This window comes from Thiobaca trueperi, from assembly GCF_004342175.1.
Classification (GTDB): domain Bacteria; phylum Pseudomonadota; class Gammaproteobacteria; order Chromatiales; family Chromatiaceae; genus Thiobaca; species Thiobaca trueperi.
In genome coordinates, this window is the sequence record NZ_SMAO01000003.1 from 36,369 (window position 1) to 55,950 (window position 19,582).

Here is a 19,582-nt window from a genome sequence, read left to right on the forward strand (position 1 = left end):
TTGCGTCCTTCGCGCCTTTGCGGTTCGATTGTGTTTGTTGTTTTTCTGATGATTCACTGAGACTTGGCACACGATGACGCTCCCAACCACAAACGCCCAAACCATCGCCCATGTTCTGATCGAGGCGCTGCCATACATCCGGCGCTTTCAGGGCAAGACCATGGTGATCAAGTACGGCGGCAACGCCATGGTCGATGAAACCCTGAAAGAGGGCTTCGCCCGTGACGTGGTGTTGATGAAACTGGTCGGGGTCAATCCGGTGATCGTGCATGGCGGCGGGCCGCAGATCGGCTCATTGCTCGCGCGTCTCGGCAAGGCCAGCGAGTTCGTGCAGGGGATGCGCGTGACCGACGCCGAGACCATGGATGTGGTCGAGATGGTATTAGGCGGTCTGGTCAACAAGGAGATCGTGAACTTCATCAATCGTCACGGCGGCGCGGCGGTGGGTCTGACCGGCAAGGACGGCGATCTGATCCGCGCCCGCAAGCTGCTGCTCAAGCGCGATGCGCCTGAATTGCAAGCGCCCGAAATCGTCGATATCGGCCATGTCGGCGAGGTCCAGAGCATCGATCCGGCCATCGTGCACATGCTGGTCAAGAGCAACTTCATCCCGGTCATCGCTCCCATCGGTGTCGGCGAGGACGGACGTTCCTACAACATCAACGCCGATCTGGTCGCGGGCAAGATGGCGGAGGTGCTCAAGGCTGAAAAGCTGCTGCTGCTGACCAATACCGCCGGTCTGCTTGATGCCGAGGGTGCGCTCATCCCCGAACTGGATGCCGGGCGGGTCGAGACACTGATTGATGAAGGCGTCATCCACGGCGGCATGCTGCCGAAGATCCGCTGCGCGCTCGATGCCGTCCGCTCCGGGGTGAAATCGGCGCATATCATCGACGGGCGGGTCGAGCACGCGGTGATGCTGGATCTCTTCACCGACACCGGCGTCGGGACGCTGATCCGCAGTCGTTAGGCTACGGAATCGGCTATCGCGTCACGGCGGCGCGGAAGCCGTCACGGATCCTCTGGTCCTGTTCGGTGGAGCAGGGTCTGGCCGTCAGCCGCTCCCGACAATCCAGATCAAAATAGAGATACACCGGATCCGCGGCGCTCTTCTGAGCCCAGATCAGCGCGAACCGGCGATCCTCACGTTCGTCCTTCCGCCACGACAGGAGCAGTCCCGGCCCCGCGATTTCATCTTTGGGGTTGGTGTGGGCTCGGAAATAATCCATTGCCCGCTGCCAGTATTGACCGCATTGCTCAGCGCCCTGGCAGCTTATCGGATCATTCGATGCGGGATCGCCAGCCATTTCAGAAGGCGTCGGCGCGGGCAGCTTCTTCAACATGCGGTAACGCTCAGCGTTCTGCGCGAATTCCTGGCGAACCGGTCCTTTTTTCAGTGTCTGCTCAAGGATGAAGGCATAGGACTCACGCAGATGTGTTTCAGACTGGGCAATGCTGTCCGCAAGTGAGGCCGGGACAGCTTTGCCAGCGCGCTCCAGGGCGGCTTTTTCCTCATGCAGTTTTCCCAGGTGCTCCTGTTCCGGACGCATGGCGTCGCGTTTGGCCTGGATCGGCGCCTCGATGGCGGCGATGCGCCCCCTGCGCGCAAGCAGCAGATCGTCGATGGTGCGGTAGGTTTGCAGCAGCGCCTGATCAGCGGCCTTCTGCTGTTCGATCAGCCGTGCCGCTTCCGCTTGCAGACGTTCCTGTTCCCTGGCCTGACGCAATTCCTCTTCCGTGGGTGGCGGCGGGATGGTTTCGGTGCGCACCCCGACCTCATTGAGTCGGGTATGACCCTGTCCGAGCTGGGCGGGCGGCGGTTGATCCGTGTATTGGACTTCGCCCTGTTCGTCTACCCAGCGATACATCTGCTTTTGCGCATCGCTGCGTTCCGGCCAGCCGGTGGCCAGGAGACAGAGACCAAGCAGGGCGACTGTCATCAGTGATCGGGGGACGGAGCGGGCAGGGGTAAAGCGGTTTCTCATGTCATGACCTCTTGGCGTCGTTGCCGCGCAGGTGACGCGGATCGAAAAAAGGCGGTTGGTGCAGCCGTGCAGATGTTCCGAGACCGTCTCCAATCGTTGTCGTCTTCGTAATCGTCGGCTTGCGAATCTTCGATTACGACAACGACAACGAACGGCCTCGGGATTTCCAGGGCGCGTCACTAGGGCGGGGAGGGCGGCGGCTGCGTCACGGCGGCCCGGAAGCCATCGCGATGGGCGATGGCGGCCTGATCGATGCAGGCCAGACTCCCCGTGAGCCGGTTTTTGCACTGGAGATCCAGATAGAGACGGACGGGTTGCCCGACGCTTTGCTGAATCCAGGCAAGCGTCAGCCGGCGATGTTCCCGTTCATCCGTTTGAAAGGCGATCAGCAGACCGGCGCCCAGCATTTCGTCCTGAGTGCCGGCCTGCTGGCGGACGTAGGCCAGCGCACGGTCCCACAAGACCGCGCATGGTCCGCTGCCCTGACAGCTCACCAGATGTCCCAACAGGAGGTCGCCCGCCGGATCAGGGCTGGTTGCGGGCGGTTCGGGAAGCCTTCTCAGCCGGCTGAAACGGGCCATGATTGCATCGAATTCACGGCGGATCGCCGTTTTCTGGAATTCCTGGTCGATGATGGCGGCATAGCTGTCGCGAATCAGGGTTCCGGTCTGGTCGATCTCGCGTTTCAGTTCATCGGGGACGGGCTTGGCGGCGCGCTCCAGGTCCTTCAACTGCTGATGGAGCTTCAGCAATCGCTCCTGCTGGACGCGAATGCCATCGCGCTGGACCTGACTCAGCGCCTCAATGGCGGCAACCTTGCCTTCACGGGCCAGAACCAGATCATCAATTGAGCGGTAAAGATTGACCAGCCGCTGATCGTCCGCCTTCTGCTGGGCGATGCGCCGGGCCTCCTCGGCCTTCAGGCGTTCCTGTTCGCGTGCCAGATCGATCTCCTGCTCAGTCGGTGCTGGCGGGACTGTCTCGGTGGGGATACCTTCCGGGCTGAGTTTGGTGTGGCCCTGCTTGACCTGCCCCGGTGGCACCTGATCCGTGTAATGAACGGTCCCGCTCTCATCGACCCAGCGGTACAGGGTCGGCTGCGCCGCGCCGACCGCCAGCCAGGTGGCGACCGCCAGACAGAGAACGAAGCCCAACCACAGGCGGCGGGATGGTGACTTCAGATTCGTTCGCAGTCTGAAGCGCGCCATGTTCAGATACCGTAAGCGGCCCGATAGTCGCGCATGGCCTGCGCCACAGCCTCGCTGTTCGCACCCTCGTCGAGATAGGTAATGAGATCTGCCAGGGTCAGGATACTGTAGACCGGGATACCGAAGGTCTCGCGTACCTCGTCCACCGCCGAGCGTGCGTCCTGACCGCGCTCCTGCCGGTCCAGCGCGATGACGACTGCCGCCGGAGTCGCCCCGGCGGCGCGGATGATCTCGACCGACTCGCGCACCGAGGTGCCGGCGGTGATGACATCGTCGATGATGAGGACGCGCCCGGCCAGCGGGGTGCCGACGATGAGGCCGCCCTCACCATGATCCTTCGCCTCTTTGCGATTGAAGGCATAGGGCGTCTCACGGTCATGTTCGGTCGCCAGCATCACGCTGGTGGCGGCGGCAAGTGGGATGCCCTTGTAGGCCGGACCATAGAGCACATCGAAGGTCAGACCCGAGTTGACGATGCATTGGGCATAGGCGCGGGCCAGCCGGGCGAGCCGGGCGCCGGTATCGAAGCCGCCGGCATTGAAGAAATAGGGGCTCTGACGACCGGATTTGAGGGTGAAATCGCCGAAGCGCAGCGCGCCGATCCCGGTGGCGAAGCGCAGAAAGTCACGTTGGTAGTCATGCATCGCAATGGTTCCGCCGACAACAGTCACAGTTGATGAAAAGGTTCATTCCGGAGATCTGCCGTGTCGCTCACGCTCACCCAAGTTTACCTCACGGCCTGGCTGGTCGGGCTGCTGGGCGGGGTCCATTGTCTGACCATGTGCGGCGGTCTGGTCGGCTCGCTGACCGTCGGGCTGGCCCCGGACATCCGCTGCGATCCCTGGCGGATGCTGCCGTATCAGTTTACCGCTAATCTGGCCCGTGTCATTGGATATGGTCTCGCCGGTGCACTGTTCGGTGGTCTGGGTGCACTGCTGCTGCAAGTCGATTCACTCCAGATCGCACAGCGTGCGCTCTACGCCTTCGCCGGCATCATGATGATCCTGCTGGGACTCTATCTGGGCGGCTGGTGGCGTCTGCTGGCTGCAACCGAGCGTCTGGGCCTGATCCTCTGGCGGCGACTGCAACCGCTGACCAGGCGTCTGTTGCCGATCCACAGCCTGGGACAGGCCGCTGCCATCGGCTTCATCTGGGCCTGGATTCCCTGCGGACTGGTCTACAGCGTGCTCATCACCGCCATTGCGACCGGCAGTCCGCTCGACGGCGCGGGCGTGATGCTGGCCTTCGGTCTCGGCACCCTGCCGAATCTGCTCGGCATCGGGCTGCTCGCGGGCGCCGCCGCGCGTATTGCCGAACGTGACTGGGTCCGCAGGATTGCCGGACTGCTGATCATCGGCTTCGGTCTCCACGCGCTCTGGCGGTTGACCGGTTAAGCGCGCCAATGCGGCCTGCGTGGCCCGCAATCCGGCTATCGGGGCTCGACCGGAATCGGCAGACACCGGGGCCGCTGAATCAGCAGCCGTTTGTAACGGGCATGCTCGCCGCCGAGGATCTCGACCTGTGAGGGGGCGACGCCAAAGGCATCGGCGATGAAGCGTCGCAGCCCCTGGTTGCCTTTGCCATCGACCGGTGGCGACTGGATGCGCACCCGATAATGCTCACCGCCCGGATCAGGTCCGACGAATCCATCGCGCGGCGCACGGGGCTGAACCCGCACCGAGAGCTCCAGATCCTCGCCCTTCCAGCGATACCAGGACATTCGCCGCGCGCCTCAGAACGGACTGCCGACGAGCCACCTGAGCGGCGGAATCAGGAGCATGTTGAGCAGCACCAGGCTGATCATGACCAGCATGGGGGACAGATCGATGCCACCAATGGGGCGGATGACGCGCATCGCCGGGCGCATGATGGGGTCGGTGAGTCGCGCCAGCAGGGATACCGCCGGGTTATAGGGATCGGGATTGACCCAGCTCAGGACGACCCGGATCAGCACCGCGAACAGAAAGAGGTTGATGAAGAGTTCGACGACGGCCGGCACCGCCCAGCCCAGCGCCAGCAGCGGAAAGCGATCCACGCCGAGCAGCAGTCCCAGAATCGCCAGCTCGACGGCGGTCAGGAGCCAGACCAGCACCAGGGCTGCCAGATCCATGCCGCCATAGCCGGGGATGATCTGACGCAGCGGGCGGAGCACGGGCGTGGTGACCTTGACCACGAACTGCGAGATGGGGTTGTAGAAATCGGCCCGCGCCCATTGCAGCAGGAAGCGGATTGCCACCACGGCGGCATAGAGCCCGAACAGGGTCTGGATCAGGAAAACGAGCGGATCGATCAGATAGGAACCGGTCATGACTGCTCCGACAGGGTGTGAGAAAGTTCGGCGGCGCGGTCGCGGGCGGCGGTTGCGGCGCGTGCGACCAGATCATGCAGATCGGCCCCATTGAAAACAGCCAGCGCGCGTTCGGTCGTGCCGCCCGGCGAGGTCACCTGTTCGCGCAGACGGGACGGCGGCGCGTCGCTCTCCATCGCCATCCTGGCCGCGCCCAGGGCGGTCTGGATGGTCAGCAGGCGGGCGGTCTCGGCATCCAGTCCCAGGTCGATTCCAGCCGCTTCCATCGCCTCCATGAAGAGAAAGAAATAGGCCGGACCACTGCCCGAGATGGCCGTGACCGCATCGATCTGCGTCTCGTCTGCGACCCAGCGGATGAGCCCGACAGCACGCAGGATGGTCTCGGCGCGATTACGGCCTTCGGCATCCACTTCCGGGCTGGCATGCAGACCGATAGCGCCGCTCTGCACCATCGCCGGGGTGTTGGGCATGGCGCGCACGATGGGCAGCGTCGTCCCGAACCAGCGCTGCATGGCCTGTTCGGGAACGCCGGCCATGACTGAAATGACCAGCGGACGCCCGCTCTTGAGCGGCGTCGCAATGTCGCGGCAGACCGCAGCCGCCAACTGCGGTTTGACGCAGATCACCACGGTCTCCGCACCAGCGATGGCATCGGCATTCTGGGCGAAGGCCCGCACGCCGAAGCGGGACTCCAGGCTGTTGCGCCGATCCTGGCTGGGATCGGCGATTTGCAGGCTGTCTGGCGCCTGGCCATCGGCAATCAGGCCGGCAATCAGACTGGTGGCCATGTTGCCGCCACCGATAAAAGCAATCCTCGCTGTGGTCATGTCAACCCCGGAAAAGATGGAAGGGTGAAGTCTAAACCGCGCCCAGAGCGGTATGCGATGTTTTTGGATTGGATCGACCTTGGCAGCATCGACGATGCGTCGGAGCATGCGCGGTTTAAGCTATTAAAAAATATAAAATTTTAAACCGCGTCCCGGCTAAGGGTCGTGGATGTGCCAAACGTCGAACTCACTCGAAACGCAGCATCTCGCTCTGGACGCGGTTTAATGGCGCTCCCCGAAAATCGCGGTGCCGATGCGCACGAAGGTCGCGCCTTCGAGGATCGCGGCCTCCAGGTCATCGGACATCCCCATCGAGAGACAGGAGAGCGGTCGGGTCGGGGTGGCGAGCTGGTCGCGCAACATCCGCAGCGCGCGGAATGGCTGGCGCTGTGTCGTCTCGTCATCGCTCGGCGCGGGCAGGGTCATGAGCCCTCTGACCCGCAATCCCGGCAGGGTCTCGCACAGATTCAGCAGATCCGGGACCGCCGATGGCTCGATTCCGCCCTTGCTGGACTCGCCGCTCAGGTTGACCTGAAGACAGACATTCAGCGGCGGCATCTCTCCGGGCCGCTGTTCGCTCAGGCGACGCGCATGGGCGGAATCAGCCAGACCATGCACCCAGGCGAAATGGGTGGCGATCTGGCGCGTTTTGTTGGCCTGGATGCGACCGATGAAATGCCAGTCGATGTCGAGATCGGCAAGCTGGCTTATCTTGTCCAGCGCTTCCTGGAGATAACTCTCGCCGAAGGCCCGCTGTCCAGCCTCATAGGCGGCGCGGATGGCCTCAGCCGACTGCTTCTTGCTCACCGCGATGAGCGCGACGCTTTCGGGATCACGTCCGGCCCGCTCGGCGGCGGTGCGGATGCGCGCCTGGGTCTGGCGCAGGCTGGCTTCGATATCCTTGTTGGTCATGGGTTGCAGCCTGCTTCCAGCAGCCGCTGAAGCCGACGCAGCGCCTGTCCCCGATGACTGAGCCGGTTTTTGGTCTCGGGATCCAGCTCGGCGGCGCTGCAACCCTCTGTCGGCACGAAAAAGACCGGATCATAGCCGAAGCCATTCGTGCCACGGGGTGAGGTCAGGATGCGTCCCTCCCAGGTACCCTGGCAGATCAGCGGGGTCGGATCATCGGCATGACGCAGATAGACCAGCAGACACTGGAAACGCGCGGTGCGCTGGTTTTCGGGCACGCCTTCGAGTTCACGCAACAGCTTGAGCAGGTTCTCCTGATCGGACGCGCCAGCCCCGGCATAACGGGCCGAATAGATCCCCGGCGCGCCGCGCAGTGCATCGACCTCCAGCCCCGAGTCATCCGCGATGGCAGCCAGTCCGCTGTGTCGTGCGGCGTGCCGTGCCTTGAGAATGGCGTTCTCAACGAAGGTCAGCCCGGTCTCCTCGACCTCGGGGACACCGTATTCGCCCTGGGGCACGATGCGAATCCGCGCTTCGGTGAGCAGTTGACCGATCTCGCGCACCTTCCCGGCATTGTTGCTGGCGAGGACGATGGATTCGCCAGTGTGTGTTTGGCTCATTGTTCATTCCCCAGCTTATGTCAGCAATTCGATGGTGCATTCTCAACTCACCCACTCAGGGCCGCACGCTGCGCCGCCTGAATCTGCCGGATCCCGTTCGCCCCGAGCGTCAGCAGGGCATCCATCTCGTCGCGGCTGAATGGCGTGCCTTCGGCGGTGCCCTGGATCTCGATGAAGCGTCCCTCACCATCCATCACGAGATTCATATCGGTTTCGGCGGTGCTGTCTTCGGCATAGTCCAGATCGAGCACGGGCACCCCTTTGTAGATGCCGACCGAGACGGCGGCAACCTGCGACTGGAGCGGGTTGGTCGCCAGCTCGCCGCGCGCGATCAGGCCGTCGATGGCGTCGCGCAGGGCGACCCAGGCGCCGGTGATGGCGGCGGTGCGGGTACCGCCGTCGGCCTGGAGCACGTCGCAGTCGAGCGTGATCGAGCGTTCGCCCAGTGCACGCAGATCGGCGCTCGCGCGCAGCGAGCGACCGATGAGCCGCTGGATTTCCTGGGTCCGTCCGCTCTGCTTGCCGCGCGCGGCCTCGCGGTCGGTGCGGCGGTCGGTGGAGCGGGGAAGCATGCCATATTCGGCGGTGATCCAGCCGCTGCCCTGTCCTTTGAGAAAGGGCGGCACGCGGGACTCGACGCTGGCGGTGCAGAGCACGCGGGTGTCGCCGAATTCGACCAGCACCGAACCTTCCGCGTGACGGGTGAAGCCACGGGTGAAACGGAGTGGGCGAAGCTGATCGGGACGGCGTTGGGATGGTCTCATAAGGTCTCCGGTAAGGCTGTAGTAGTGCAGATGTTCCAAGACCGTCTCAGATCGTTGTCGTTGTCGTAATCGAAGATTTGCAAGCCGACGACAACGACAACGAACGGCCTCGGGATTTCTTAGGTGCTGCTGTCGTGTCTGTGATCACTGGCGGCTGATGGCTGAAAGCTGGTGGCTTGATGTCAAATGCGCCGGCTTTCGCCCAGCAGCTCCGAACTGGTTTCCTGAGTGAGGCGCGAAAGCTGGGGATCGTCGAGGTGCGGGGCCAGCACATTCAGCAGTTCGGTGGCGTCCTGCGGACGCTGCGCGGGATCCATGGCGAGCGACCAGTCGACGGCCTCCAGCAGAAACGGCGGGTAGCGGTCTTTCAATGCCTCTTTGGCGGGCAGGAGTTTATCTTCCTTTTGACGATCGGGGGCGGGTTGGGGGGTGCGCCCATCCATGCAGGTGCGCAGACTGGCGCCGACGGCATAGACATCCGTCCAGGGACCGACCTGACCGGCGCGGAAATACTGCTCGACCGGCGAATAACCGGCGGTGATGACCTGTCCGCCGCGCGCACGTCCGCGATTGAGCGGATGGACCGCGCCCAGATCGAGCAGCAGCGGCTGATTGCCGTGGCGCAGATGGATGTTGCCCGGTTTCACGTCCAGATGGAGCATGGCGCGCCGGTGCATCAGCGCTAGGGCATCGAGGACGGGCACGAAGACCTCCAGCAGAAAGGTGGTGCTGAGTCCGCCCTTGCGTTCGTGCAGATAGGAGCCGAGATTGCGTCCGCGCTCATTGGGCATCACCAGATAGCCGGTGTCGTTGGCGAGCAGGAAGGCCAGCACGCGCACGATATTGGGATGTTTCAGCGAGGCCAGCGCCTTGACTTCCTGAAAAAATAACTTCCGCCCGTGATGCAGGTTTTCGGTATAGTCCGGGGTGATTGGTATGATCCGCTGGTCGGGATCGCGGCTCGCGATCTTCTTGGGCATGTACTCCTTGATCACCACCTCCTCACCGCTATTCTCATCGAGAGCCAGATAGATGAGACTGAAGCCTCCTTTGGCGATGGACTTGAGGATCCGGTAGCTGCCCAGCAGGGTGCCGGGGCGAAGAGTCTCTCGGGCAGCAACGGGGGTCATGATTGCGTCTGTGGCGTTCCGGGCGGACGTTGGCTGAAGACAGCCGGTATAATAGACCGAATCACGCGCAGAATTGGGCTCCTTTGTCAGTTTCGCCCCTTCTTGATCGATCCGGGAGACCCCCACTCACATGATGAAAAGCATCGCACATGATTAAAAGCATGACGGCCTTCGCCCGCGAGACCCGCAGCGGCGACTTCGGCGAGCTGACCTGGGAACTGCGAACCGTCAACCATCGCTATCTGGAGCCGCATCTCCGTCTGCCTGAGGAACTGCGCGCACTCGATGTGGCGGTGCGGACACGGCTCTCGGCCCGTTTGCAGCGGGGCAAGGTGGATTGCGGTCTGCGTTATGTCCCGGCGCTCGGCGCGGTGGGCACGCTGCACATCAACCGGCCCTTCGTCGAGCAACTGCTGGCAGCCGGTCAGGAGATCGGCGTGCTGATCGGTCGCGGCGTCGAGCCCTCACCCTTTGAGCTGCTGCGCTGGCCGGGCGTCATCCAGGAGCAGGAACGGGATCTGGACCGGGTGACGACCGTGGCGCTGGAGCTATTGGAGGTTGCCATCGATACCCTGCTGGCGACCCGTGAACGCGAAGGCGTGCGTCTGGAGACCCTCCTGCGTGATCGTTGCGACCGGCTTCAGGAAAGCGTGGCGCGGGTGCGAGCGCGTCTGCCCGATGTCCTGGGCGGAGTGCGTCAGCGTCTCCATGATCGGCTCATCGAATTGCGCGCTGAGCTGGATCCGGCGCGACTGGAGCAGGAAATCGCCATTCTGGCCGCCAAGCTCGACGTGGATGAGGAAATGGACCGTCTGGAGGCCCACGTCGCCGAGGTGCGGGATGTCCTGACCCGCGACGAACCCGTCGGACGCCGGCTCGACTTCCTGATGCAGGAACTCAACCGTGAGGCCAACACCCTGGGCTCCAAATCCGCCGATGTCGCCGTCACCCGCGAGGCGGTGGAGATGAAGGTGCTGATTGAACAGATGCGCGAACAGGTTCAGAACCTGGAATAGCTGACGCCAACCAACCGAGTGAATGATGGTCGCGGGAATCCTCTTTATCGTATCGGCCCCCTCGGGCGCCGGCAAAACCAGTCTGGTCAAGGCGCTGCTGGCGCGCGACCCCGGTCTCAGCCTCTCCGTCTCCTGCACCACGCGCACCATGCGTCTGGGCGAGCAGGAAGGGATCCACTATCATTTTCTCGATCAGCCCCGCTTTCGTCAGGCGGTTGACGCAGGTGATTTTCTGGAGCATGCCGAGGTCTTCGGCAACCTCTATGGCACCCGTGAAACAGACGTGCGTACCTGTCTGGAAGCAGGTCGGGATCTGATTCTGGAGATCGACTGGCAGGGTGCCCGTCAGGTGCGTGAACGCTTTCCGGCGGCGGTCAGCATCTTCGTGCTGCCGCCGAGCATCGCCGAGCTGGAGCGCCGGCTGCGTGGTCGCGGTACCGACAGTGACGAGGTCATCGCCCGACGCATGACCCAGGCCCGCGATGAGATGGCCCATTACGCCGAATACGACTATCTGGTCGTCAATGACCGCTTCGACATGGCGCTCGATGCGCTCGCCGCGATCACCACCGCCGAGCGACTCCGCCTGGAGCGGCAGAGACCGCATTTGGCAAAATTGTTTTGAACTGATTTTCAGGATTGGAGTACGAAAACATGGCAAGAATTACCGTCGAGGATTGTCTCAATCACGTCGATAACCGCTTTGATCTGGTTCTGCTCGCGACCAGGCGGGCGCGACAACTGGCGCATGGCGTCGAATCCACTCTGCCCTGGGAGAACGACAAGCCGACCGTGATGGCGCTGCGCGAGATCGCCGCCGGTCATATCTCCAATGCCATGGTGCAGGAGGCCCAGAAGAAAATGGACGAAACGGCGGCGGCCATGGCGCTCAACACCGGTTTTGCGGTGGAAGAGCCGGAGATCGAATCGCCACGGGATGCGCGCGAATGACCTCAGCCCCTGTCCACCCGGATCGATTGATGCCGGCCCGGCGTGTCGGCTGTCGCGTCCCGCGCCATACCTGACCGGCACGGGTACGTCTCATGCAAACGGCCGTTGCACCCTCGCCTGCTGTCGGACCTGATTCAGGATCCGCCGACGCCGGGTTCAGCGCCGAGACGCTGGCGCCGTCTGCGCCGCGTTATCTCGCCAGTGACTTCTGCGCCTATCTCGAAACCTATCTGCCGCCCGATCAGGTCAGCGAATGTTATCGCGCCTATCTGTTCGGGGCCGAGGCCCACGAGGGCCAGAAGCGCAAATCCGGCGAACCCTATATCTATCATCCGCTGGCGGTCGCGCGCATTCTCGCCGAGATGCGCATGGACTATCAGTGTCTGATCGCCGCCCTGCTGCATGATGTCATCGAGGACACCCTGATCCCGAAGGAACAGGTCGCCGCCACTTTCAGCGAAGAGGTCGCCGAGCTGGTCGATGGGGTCAGCAAGCTCTCGCAGATCGCGTTCAACTCACGTGCCGAGGCGCAGGCGGCCAGTCTGCAGAAGATGCTGCTGGCGATGACCCGCGACATCCGCGTGATCCTCATCAAGCTCGCGGACCGGCTGCACAACATGCGCACGCTCGATTCAATGAGCCCCGAAGCCTGCCGGCGCATCTCGCGCGAGACGCTCGACATCTTCGCCCCCATTGCCAACCGGCTCGGCATCAATCGGGTCCGGATCGAATTGGAAGAACTCGGCTTCGCGCATTACTGGCCCTGGCGCCGCCGGGTGATTCAGTGTGCGCTCCAGAGGACCGTCGGCGCCCGCGTCGAGATGGTCGGCACGGTCGAAACGGCACTGAAGCAGGCGTTGCAGCAGGAGAGCATTCAGGGCGCGGTCGAGGGCCGGCGCAAGCATCTGTACGGCATCTATCGCAAGATGCGCGACAAGTCGCGCGGTTTCTCGGATCTGGTCGATGTGTTCGCCTTCCGGGTGACGGTGGACCGGGTCGATACCTGTTATCGCGTGCTGGGTCTGATCCACAATCTCTACAAGCCGGTTCCGGGGCGCTTCAAGGACTATATCGCCATCCCCAAGACCAACGGTTACCAGGCGCTGCACACCGCGCTGGTGGGTCCGCAGGGCATCCAGATCGAGATCCAGATCCGCACCGAGGACATGCAGCGGGTCGCCGAATCCGGCATTGCCGCCCACTGGATGTACAAGGCCGGCGGACAATCTCCCGCCAATCCCGCCGCACTCGCCGCCGACTGGTTGCAGAACCTGCTGGAGATGCAGCGCGAGGCCGGCAACTCGGTGGAGTTCCTGGAACACGTCAAGGTCGATCTCTTTCCGGGCGAGGTCTATGTCTTCACGCCCAAGGGGCGGATTCTCAACCTCAAGCGCGGCGCCACGGTGGTTGATTTCGCCTATGCGATCCATTCGGATGTGGGTAACAACTGCGTGGCCGCCCGTATCGACCGGCGGATGGCGGCCCTGAGCACGGCACTGCGCAGCGGTCAGACCGTCGAGATCATCACCGCACCCGGCGCGCGACCCAATCCGGGCTGGCTGAATTTCGTCGTCACCGGCAAGGCCCGCGCCAACATTCGCGGCTATCTCAAGAACATCCAGCAGCGCGAGGCGCAGGTCTTCGGTCAGCGTCTGCTGACGACCGAACTGGCAAGTTTCAACCTCGATCTCGATCATATCGATCCCATCCGACTCGCCACCTATCTGGCTGACGCCAATCTGCGCGATCTGGACGATCTGCTCGGCGACATCGGTTTAGGCAATCGTCTGGCCACGCTGGTCGCACGTCATCTGGCGGGAAATGAGAGTGATGAGAGCGCCAGCGAGACCAGCCGCGACGGGGATGTCCATCCGCATCGGCTGGCCATTCGCGGCACCGAAGGCATGGTGGTGAATTTCGCCCGCTGCTGCCGGCCCATCCCCGGTGACGGCATCGCCGCACTCTTCAGCCCCGGTCGCGGCATCGTCGTCCACCGCAGCGAGTGCCGCAATCTGGGCAGTCTGGAAAGCAAGCGCGACAAGCGTCTGGACGTGGAATGGGCCAAAGATCCGGAAGGCGAGTTTCCGACCGAAATCCGGGTCGAGATCGGCAACCGTCGCGGGGCGCTGGCGGTCGTCGCCGGTGCCATCGCCGAACTGGGCTCCAATATCGAAACCGTCCAGTCACGCGAAAAGGATGGCATGACAACCGACCTGGAATTCCAGCTTCTGGTCAACAGCCGCGCCCACCTCGCCCGCATCATGCGCCGTCTGCGTCTGATCCCGCTCGTTACCCGCATCACCCGCATCACCCGATCTTAAACCGCGCCCTGTGCGACAGGCGATGCTTGTGGTTGGACCGATCCTGGCCGCCTCAATGAGCGTGTGAGCTGGCGCGGTTTAAGATTAAAACAATGCCTTGAGAAATCCTGTTCACCCTGGAGAATCCTTTTCATCCTGTCTATTCAAGCGCAGTCAGCTTCCAGTCTCAGATCTGATTCAGCGCATCCAGCAATCGACCCGGCTCATCCTCGTCGAGACGGGCGAAGAGCTGATCCGCGCGTCGCTCCAGTTCTTCCGTATCCGCCTGGAGCAGAATCTCCTTGATGTCGAGAATGGCGCCGGGCTGCATGCTGAATTCGCGCAGTCCGAGCCCCAGGAGCAGGCGTGTGAAGCGCGGGTCGCCGGCTATTTCGCCGCACATGCTGACCGGAATCTGAAGGTCACGGCCCGCTTCGATGACGAGACGCACCAGCCGCAGGATGGCGGGATGGGTGGGATCAAACAGATAGTTGACGGCCTCGTCCAGACGGTCGATGGCCAGGGTGTACTGGATCAGGTCGTTGGTGCCGATGGATAGAAAGTCCATGCGACGGGCAATGGCGCGCGCCGTCAGCGCGGCGGCGGGAACCTCGATCATGGCGCCAACCGGCATGGCGGGATCATAGCCAAGCCCCTCGCGGTCGAGCTGACGCTTGATCTGAGCGATGAGGGTGAGCACGGTGTCCAGCTCCTGGACACTGGTGACGAGCGGCAGCATCAGACGCACGGGGCCGAGCGCGGAGGCGCGCAGGATCGCCCGCACCTGCGGGAGAAACAGCTCCGGCTCTTTGAGACAGAGCCGGATCGCGCGCAGGCCGAGCGCCGGATTGCTGACGCTGGCACCCAGGCTGGTGATCAGATCACTGCGCTTGTCGACGCCCAGATCCAGGGTGCGGATGGTGAGCGGGAGACCGTCGAGACCTGCGATCATCGCGGCATAGGTGACCAGATGCTCGTCCTCGTCCGGGAGGTCGTCACGGTTCATGTAGAGGAATTCGGTGCGATAGAGACCAACGCCGGCTGCGCCATTGGCCTTGGCGAGCGCCACATCCTCGGGCAGTTCCAGATTGGCCAGCAGACTGACGGGTACCCCGTCGCGGGTCAGCGCGGGCCGACCGACCAGCTCGCGCAGACTGTGCTGGCGCGCCTTGATTGCATGCAGACGCTGACGAAAAGCCGTCAGGATGGACTCGTCGGCATTGGCGAGCACGGTTCCGGTCTCGCCATCGACCACCAGAAATTCGCGCGAACGCAGATAGCGGGTGGCGTCGTGGATGCCCATCACGGCCGGCACCCCCAGGCTGCGTGCGAGGATGGCGGTATGCGACATGGGGCCGCCACATTCGGTGACGAAGGCCACGGCACCACGCTGACGCAGCAGAATGGCGTCCGCTGGCGTGAGATCGCGGGCCACGACGACACAGCCGTCGAGATCCTGGGATGACGGAGCGGGCTGGAGGCTGTCGCCGCGAAGACAGGCCTGGATCTGCCGCACTACGTGCTCGATGTCGTCGCGCCGGTTTCGCAGATAGGGATCGTCCATCTCGTCGAAAACCTGCACCAGAATGTCACGCTGCACCTGGAGCGCCCATTCCGCATTGCACAGGCGATCCGCCACGATGCGCCGTGCCTCGTCGATGAGGTTGGCGTCTTCGAGCATCAGCAGATGGGCATCGATGAAATCAGCGATCTGGGCGGGCCGGCTGGCTGGCTGTTCGCGCAGGGCTCGCAGCGCTTCGCGCGCGGCGGCCACCGCCAGATCGAGACGCGCGATTTCGGCATCGACCTGATCGGCCGTGATGGGCGTGTGGGACGCGCCGTTGGCGCCACGCACGTCGATGAACGCCGGACCCAGGGCAATCGGGCAGGATGAAGCGATCCCGATACCCTGAAACGCGGTGGTCACTCGGCTTCTCCGAAGCGATCCCGGATCAGGGTCTCAATCGCCGCGATGGCCTCCGCCTCATCGTCGCCTGCGGCCTCGACCGTGACGACCGTGCCCTGACTGGCGGCCAGCATCATCACCCCCATGATGCTTTTGCCATTGACGCTCTGGTCGCGTCGGGCGATCTCGACGCGGCTTGCGAAGCGACCGGCGCATTGCACCAGCTTGGCCGCCGCCCGCGCATGCAGCCCCAGTTTGTTACAGATCTCGAATTCTTTGCGGATCATTCCGTTTGCGCCTGTCTTGTCTGAAGTCTGTGTTCACTGTCTCGCCTGACAGGCGCAGGCGCCATCGCGTCCGCCCTGCAGCGCCTTATCGACCACTGTATCCAGATCCAGCTCGGCATAGTTCAGCGCCCGCAGCAGCATGGGCAGGTTCACGCCTGCCAGCACCCGTAAACGCGGATGCCGGTCCAGCAGCGCCACCGCGACATTGGCTGGCGTGGCGCCGTAGAGATCGGTCAGGATCAGTACCCCGTCGCCCTGGTCCAGTCGCTCAATGCAGCGCAGTGCGTCCGCAACCAGCGTCTCGCGGGGCGTGTCGTTGACCACTTCCAGCGCCTCGACACCGGGCGGGGAGCCGCCCAGAATCTCGCTGGCGATCCGCAGCAGATCGCCCGCCAGTGGACGATGGGTCATCAGCAGGACGCCAATCCTCATGACAGCTCCCGGTGTCTGACCATGACCTCATGGCCGAGTGCCTCGAAGTGCTGGCGCAGCGTCTCGGTCATGTAGACCGAGCGGTGCTGACCGCCGGTGCAGCCGATGGCAATGGTCAGATAGCTGCGGCCATCGGTCTCGAAGCGCGGAATCCAGTCGGAAAAAAACGCGAGAATATCGTCACGCATGCGTCGGACCTCGGGGCTGGTTTCCAGAAAGGCCACGACCTGGGGGTCGCGCCCGGTCAGTGGCTTGAGTTCGGATTGCCAGTGGGGATTGGGCAGACAGCGGACATCGAAGACGAAATCCACGTCCTGCGGAACGCCATGCTTGAAGCCAAATGATTGAAGCAGGATGGATGCCTTGGGCGAGGCATTGCCGACCGCCCAGCCGCGCACCCTGTCGCGCAATTCGTGAACATTGGTGTGCGTGGTGTCGAGACAGAGATCCGCGCACCGCCGGATCGGCTCCAGCAGGTCGCGCTCAAGCTCGATCGCCTCAGCGAGCGAGCGGTCGCCACGGGTCAGCGGGTGCTTGCGGCGGGTCTCGCTGAAGCGTCGGATCAGCGCCTCGGTCTGCGTCTCCAGAAAGAGCACCTGACAGGCGATGCCCTGATCCAGGGCCGTGCAGACGAGCGCCGGAAGCTGGCTCAGTTCGTCCGGGTTGGCGCGGGCGTCGATGCCGACGGCGGTGCTGGCAAAGGCTGAATCGAGCCGTCCGCGCAATTCGAGCACCAGATCTTTCAGCAGAAAGAGCGGCAGATTGTCGATGCAGTAATAGCCCAGGTCTTCCAGTGTATGGAGTGCGACACTCTTGCCGGAGCCGGACAGACCGCTGAGGATGACCAGTTTCATGAGTGCAGATTACAGGCTGGACCGGTCTGACGGCGCATGACCCGGCGGTCAGCGCCGCACCCCCGGCGGATCGGGCCGGTCGATACTGATCGCGCGGGCCTGACGGTCGATGAAATCCACCCCGGCGTCATAGCCGCGGATCCGCAGGATCTGATGTCGCACCGCCGCTTCGACCAGGATCGCCAGATTGCGACCGGGCGCCACCGGCATGATGATCTTGGGCACCGCCACGCCCAGAATGTTGGTTGCCGTCAGACTGCCGGTGAGCCGGTCGATGGAGTCGAGCTGCTGTCGGTCCAGCGGTTGCAGATCGATGATGAGGTTGAGTGTCTTGGTGCGCAGCACGGCGCCCTCGCCGAACATGGCGCGGATATTGAGGATCCCCAGACCGCGCACTTCGAGAAAATCGCGCAGTGTCTCGGGGCAGGTGCCGTCCAGCGTCTCCGGGGCGATGCGGGCGAAACGCGGCGCATCGTCGGCAATCAGACGATGTCCCCGGGTGATGAGGTCAAGCGCGAGTTCGCTCTTGCCGACCGCCGGGTCGCCGATCAGCAGCACGCCCATCCCCAGCACTTCGATGAAAACGCCGTGAACCGTCTTGCGCTCGGCCAGCGCATGGGCCAGAAAATAACGCAGATGGTTGATCAGCTCCTGATCGCCGAGCGGCGAGCCCAGCAGCGGTGTCTGCGTCCGTTCGGCGTAGTCGCGGATGGTCGCATCCGGCTGGATATCGTCGGCGAAGAGCACGGCGGCGGGACAGTCTGCGAATAGCCGGTCGATGGTTTCGGCGAAGGCGGTGCTGCCGAGACCGGCCAGATAGACCTGCTCCGGATGACCGATGATCTGCAGCCGGTTCGGGTGGATGCAGTTCAGCGAGCCGATGAGCGAGCGGCGCGCATGCTGCGGGTTCTCGCCGCGCAGGGGACGCAGGGCGTCTGGCTCGGGGGTCAGCCAGCGCAGCTTGAGTTGAGGGCCGGTCTGCGCGATCAGTGCTTGCAGGCTGTCGATCATGGCGGGTCTGGATAGCCTAGCGGCTGTTCAGCACGCGCAGGAGCGCGGCGGGCGAATCCGCCTCGCGCAACTGCGCCCGGATCGACGGGTCACTGAACAGACTGGCCAGATGCGCCAGCAGGCGCAGGTGTTCTTCATTCGCGGCCTCCGGCACCAGCAGGGCAAAGGCGAGATCCACAGGTTCGCCGTCTGCGGCGTCATAATCGACGCCGCTGGCGGTTTTCACGAAGGCGCCCTGGACCTGCGTGACCTCCCTGATGCGGGCATGCGGCAGGGCGATGCCGTGGCCCAGTCCGGTACTGCCCAGTCGCTCGCGTTCCAGCAGTCGCTCGAAGATGGACTCGGTGTGCAGGCGTGGATGATCGCCTGCCAGCAGGTCGGCAAGCATTTCGAGCAGACGCTTCTTGCTCGCGATCTCAAGACCGCATCCAATGCGGGCTTCATTGATCAGATCGGGGCTGAACATGGGTCCAACTCCTGTTTAGTCGCCAGCGCGCCTGACGGCGCGGGGATCGGGGCGCGATACCCGTAAGGGGTGTCGCAGGCCAAGGGTTTTACTCATGAATGCGGTGAGCCTCGGATCATCCTGACGACAGAATCACGTTCATCGTTTGCATCTCGTCTGTCATCGTCTCAATGAAAACACCTCGAACGGGAGGCCTGCTCTCCGTCCGAGGCGCCGCGTGCGTTCCAGGGAGGCACGGCTGTGGTGAGCCGCTCAGGTGGCTGCGTTAATCCTCTTCAGCCTCGGCGATCCTGGAGGAGCTGGTCACGCCGCGATGACTGCTTTTCTTTTCCTTGTAGCGCAGCACCTGCCGATCCAGCTTGTCGATGAGGGCGTCGATGGCGGCGTACATGTCCTCATGGACGGAGTCGGCAAAGACCTTGCCGCCATTGATATGGAGCGTCGCCTCCGCCTTTTGGGCGAGTTTTTCCACACTGAGGACGACGTGGGCGTTGATGACGTGGTCGAAATGTCGCGCCAGGCGCTCGAATTTATTATCGACATAGACCTTTAGCGCATCGGTAACGTCGATGTGGTGACCCGTCAGGTTGATCTGCATCATATGACTC

General features: G+C 63.3%; 23 protein-coding genes. 6 read left to right on the forward strand and 17 right to left on the reverse strand.

Translation table 11 applies throughout. The features are described from left to right. The first annotated feature begins 73 nt into the window (after window positions 1–73). A complete protein-coding gene (argB, locus tag EDC35_RS06045) occupies window positions 74–970 on the forward strand; it encodes an acetylglutamate kinase (protein WP_132976354.1) in 897 nt (298 codons plus the stop codon). A 13-nt stretch (window positions 971–983) separates the two neighbouring features. Here argB and EDC35_RS06050 read toward each other — a convergent pair whose 3' ends face one another. The 3 genes from EDC35_RS06050 to pyrE all read right to left on the reverse strand — a co-directional run bounded on the left by EDC35_RS06050 (window position 984) and on the right by pyrE (window position 3,837). Further along, complete coding sequence (locus EDC35_RS06050) at window positions 984–1,985, reverse strand: DUF4124 domain-containing protein (RefSeq protein ID WP_132976355.1); 1,002 nt, start codon at window positions 1,983–1,985, stop codon at window positions 984–986. A 179-nt stretch (window positions 1,986–2,164) separates the two neighbouring features. Beyond that, complete coding sequence (locus EDC35_RS06055) at window positions 2,165–3,193, reverse strand: DUF4124 domain-containing protein (RefSeq protein WP_132976356.1); 1,029 nt, start codon at window positions 3,191–3,193, stop codon at window positions 2,165–2,167. 2 nt (window positions 3,194–3,195) lie between these two features. Next, window positions 3,196–3,837, reverse strand: a complete 642-nt coding sequence (gene pyrE, locus EDC35_RS06060; RefSeq protein WP_132976357.1) for an orotate phosphoribosyltransferase — start codon at window positions 3,835–3,837, stop codon at window positions 3,196–3,198. A gap of 60 nt (window positions 3,838–3,897) precedes the next feature. Between pyrE and EDC35_RS06065 the strand changes: the two genes are divergently transcribed. Beyond that, a complete protein-coding gene (locus EDC35_RS06065; protein WP_132976358.1) occupies window positions 3,898–4,587 on the forward strand; it encodes a sulfite exporter TauE/SafE family protein in 690 nt (229 codons plus the stop codon). A 35-nt stretch (window positions 4,588–4,622) separates the two neighbouring features. On the opposite strand, the gene EDC35_RS06070 is transcribed toward EDC35_RS06065, so the two are convergent. The 7 genes from EDC35_RS06070 to EDC35_RS06100 form a co-directional block, all read right to left on the reverse strand. Then, window positions 4,623–4,913, reverse strand: coding sequence for a DUF167 domain-containing protein (locus tag EDC35_RS06070; RefSeq protein WP_132976359.1), 291 nt, complete (start codon window positions 4,911–4,913; stop codon window positions 4,623–4,625). 12 nt (window positions 4,914–4,925) lie between these two features. Next, window positions 4,926–5,501, reverse strand: coding sequence for a YggT family protein (locus EDC35_RS06075; protein ID WP_132976360.1), 576 nt, complete (start codon window positions 5,499–5,501; stop codon window positions 4,926–4,928). Beyond that, window positions 5,498–6,328: a pyrroline-5-carboxylate reductase gene (proC, locus tag EDC35_RS06080; protein ID WP_132976361.1), complete on the reverse strand. Its 831-nt coding sequence runs from the start codon at window positions 6,326–6,328 to the stop codon at window positions 5,498–5,500. The genes EDC35_RS06075 and proC overlap by 4 nt, the downstream gene beginning before the upstream one ends. A gap of 222 nt (window positions 6,329–6,550) precedes the next feature. Continuing rightward, window positions 6,551–7,240, reverse strand: a complete 690-nt coding sequence (locus EDC35_RS06085; RefSeq protein ID WP_132976362.1) for a YggS family pyridoxal phosphate-dependent enzyme — start codon at window positions 7,238–7,240, stop codon at window positions 6,551–6,553. Then, window positions 7,237–7,857, reverse strand: a complete 621-nt coding sequence (locus EDC35_RS06090) for an XTP/dITP diphosphatase (protein ID WP_132976363.1) — start codon at window positions 7,855–7,857, stop codon at window positions 7,237–7,239. Before EDC35_RS06090 ends, EDC35_RS06085 begins: the two co-directional genes overlap by 4 nt. 47 nt (window positions 7,858–7,904) lie before the next feature. Further along, window positions 7,905–8,621 carry a ribonuclease PH gene (gene rph, locus EDC35_RS06095; protein WP_132976364.1) on the reverse strand — a complete coding sequence of 239 codons (717 nt, stop codon included), beginning with the start codon at window positions 8,619–8,621 and terminating at the stop codon, window positions 7,905–7,907. 182 nt (window positions 8,622–8,803) lie between these two features. Beyond that, a complete protein-coding gene (locus EDC35_RS06100) occupies window positions 8,804–9,751 on the reverse strand; it encodes a serine/threonine protein kinase (RefSeq protein WP_132976365.1) in 948 nt (315 codons plus the stop codon). 149 nt (window positions 9,752–9,900) lie between these two features. Here EDC35_RS06100 and EDC35_RS06105 point away from each other — a divergent pair, with 149 nt between their 5' ends. The 4 genes from EDC35_RS06105 to EDC35_RS06120 all read left to right on the forward strand — a co-directional run bounded on the left by EDC35_RS06105 (window position 9,901) and on the right by EDC35_RS06120 (window position 14,039). After that, window positions 9,901–10,767, forward strand: coding sequence for a YicC/YloC family endoribonuclease (locus tag EDC35_RS06105; protein WP_132976366.1), 867 nt, complete (start codon window positions 9,901–9,903; stop codon window positions 10,765–10,767). Window positions 10,768–10,792: 25 nt separating this feature from the next. Further along, complete coding sequence (gene gmk / locus EDC35_RS06110; protein WP_132976738.1) at window positions 10,793–11,392, forward strand: guanylate kinase; 600 nt, start codon at window positions 10,793–10,795, stop codon at window positions 11,390–11,392. 29 nt (window positions 11,393–11,421) lie between these two features. Further along, window positions 11,422–11,718: a DNA-directed RNA polymerase subunit omega gene (gene rpoZ, locus EDC35_RS06115; protein WP_132976367.1), complete on the forward strand. Its 297-nt coding sequence runs from the start codon at window positions 11,422–11,424 to the stop codon at window positions 11,716–11,718. Between the two features lie 92 nt (window positions 11,719–11,810). Beyond that, on the forward strand, window positions 11,811–14,039 hold the full coding sequence (locus EDC35_RS06120; protein ID WP_132976368.1) for a RelA/SpoT family protein: 2,229 nt from the start codon (window positions 11,811–11,813) through the stop codon (window positions 14,037–14,039). 166 nt (window positions 14,040–14,205) lie between these two features. Here EDC35_RS06120 and ptsP read toward each other — a convergent pair whose 3' ends face one another. The 7 genes from ptsP to hpf all read right to left on the reverse strand — a co-directional run bounded on the left by ptsP (window position 14,206) and on the right by hpf (window position 19,572). Next, window positions 14,206–15,945: a phosphoenolpyruvate--protein phosphotransferase gene (ptsP, locus tag EDC35_RS06125; protein WP_132976369.1), complete on the reverse strand. Its 1,740-nt coding sequence runs from the start codon at window positions 15,943–15,945 to the stop codon at window positions 14,206–14,208. Then, complete coding sequence (locus EDC35_RS06130) at window positions 15,942–16,211, reverse strand: HPr family phosphocarrier protein (protein ID WP_132976370.1); 270 nt, start codon at window positions 16,209–16,211, stop codon at window positions 15,942–15,944. The genes ptsP and EDC35_RS06130 overlap by 4 nt, the downstream gene beginning before the upstream one ends. 33 nt (window positions 16,212–16,244) lie before the next feature. Next, window positions 16,245–16,622: a PTS sugar transporter subunit IIA gene (locus tag EDC35_RS06135; protein WP_341539427.1), complete on the reverse strand. Its 378-nt coding sequence runs from the start codon at window positions 16,620–16,622 to the stop codon at window positions 16,245–16,247. Between the two features lie 17 nt (window positions 16,623–16,639). Next, on the reverse strand, window positions 16,640–17,497 hold the full coding sequence (rapZ, locus tag EDC35_RS06140; RefSeq protein ID WP_132976372.1) for an RNase adapter RapZ: 858 nt from the start codon (window positions 17,495–17,497) through the stop codon (window positions 16,640–16,642). Window positions 17,498–17,545: 48 nt separating this feature from the next. Beyond that, a complete protein-coding gene (gene hprK, locus EDC35_RS06145; RefSeq protein WP_132976373.1) occupies window positions 17,546–18,508 on the reverse strand; it encodes an HPr(Ser) kinase/phosphatase in 963 nt (320 codons plus the stop codon). Between the two features lie 16 nt (window positions 18,509–18,524). After that, the gene (locus EDC35_RS06150) at window positions 18,525–18,974 is read right to left on the reverse strand and encodes a PTS sugar transporter subunit IIA (protein WP_132976374.1); all 450 of its coding nucleotides are present in this window, start codon (window positions 18,972–18,974) and stop codon (window positions 18,525–18,527) included. Window positions 18,975–19,239: 265 nt separating this feature from the next. Then, window positions 19,240–19,572, reverse strand: coding sequence for a ribosome hibernation-promoting factor, HPF/YfiA family (gene hpf, locus EDC35_RS06155; protein ID WP_132976739.1), 333 nt, complete (start codon window positions 19,570–19,572; stop codon window positions 19,240–19,242). Window positions 19,573–19,582: the final 10 nt, after the last annotated feature.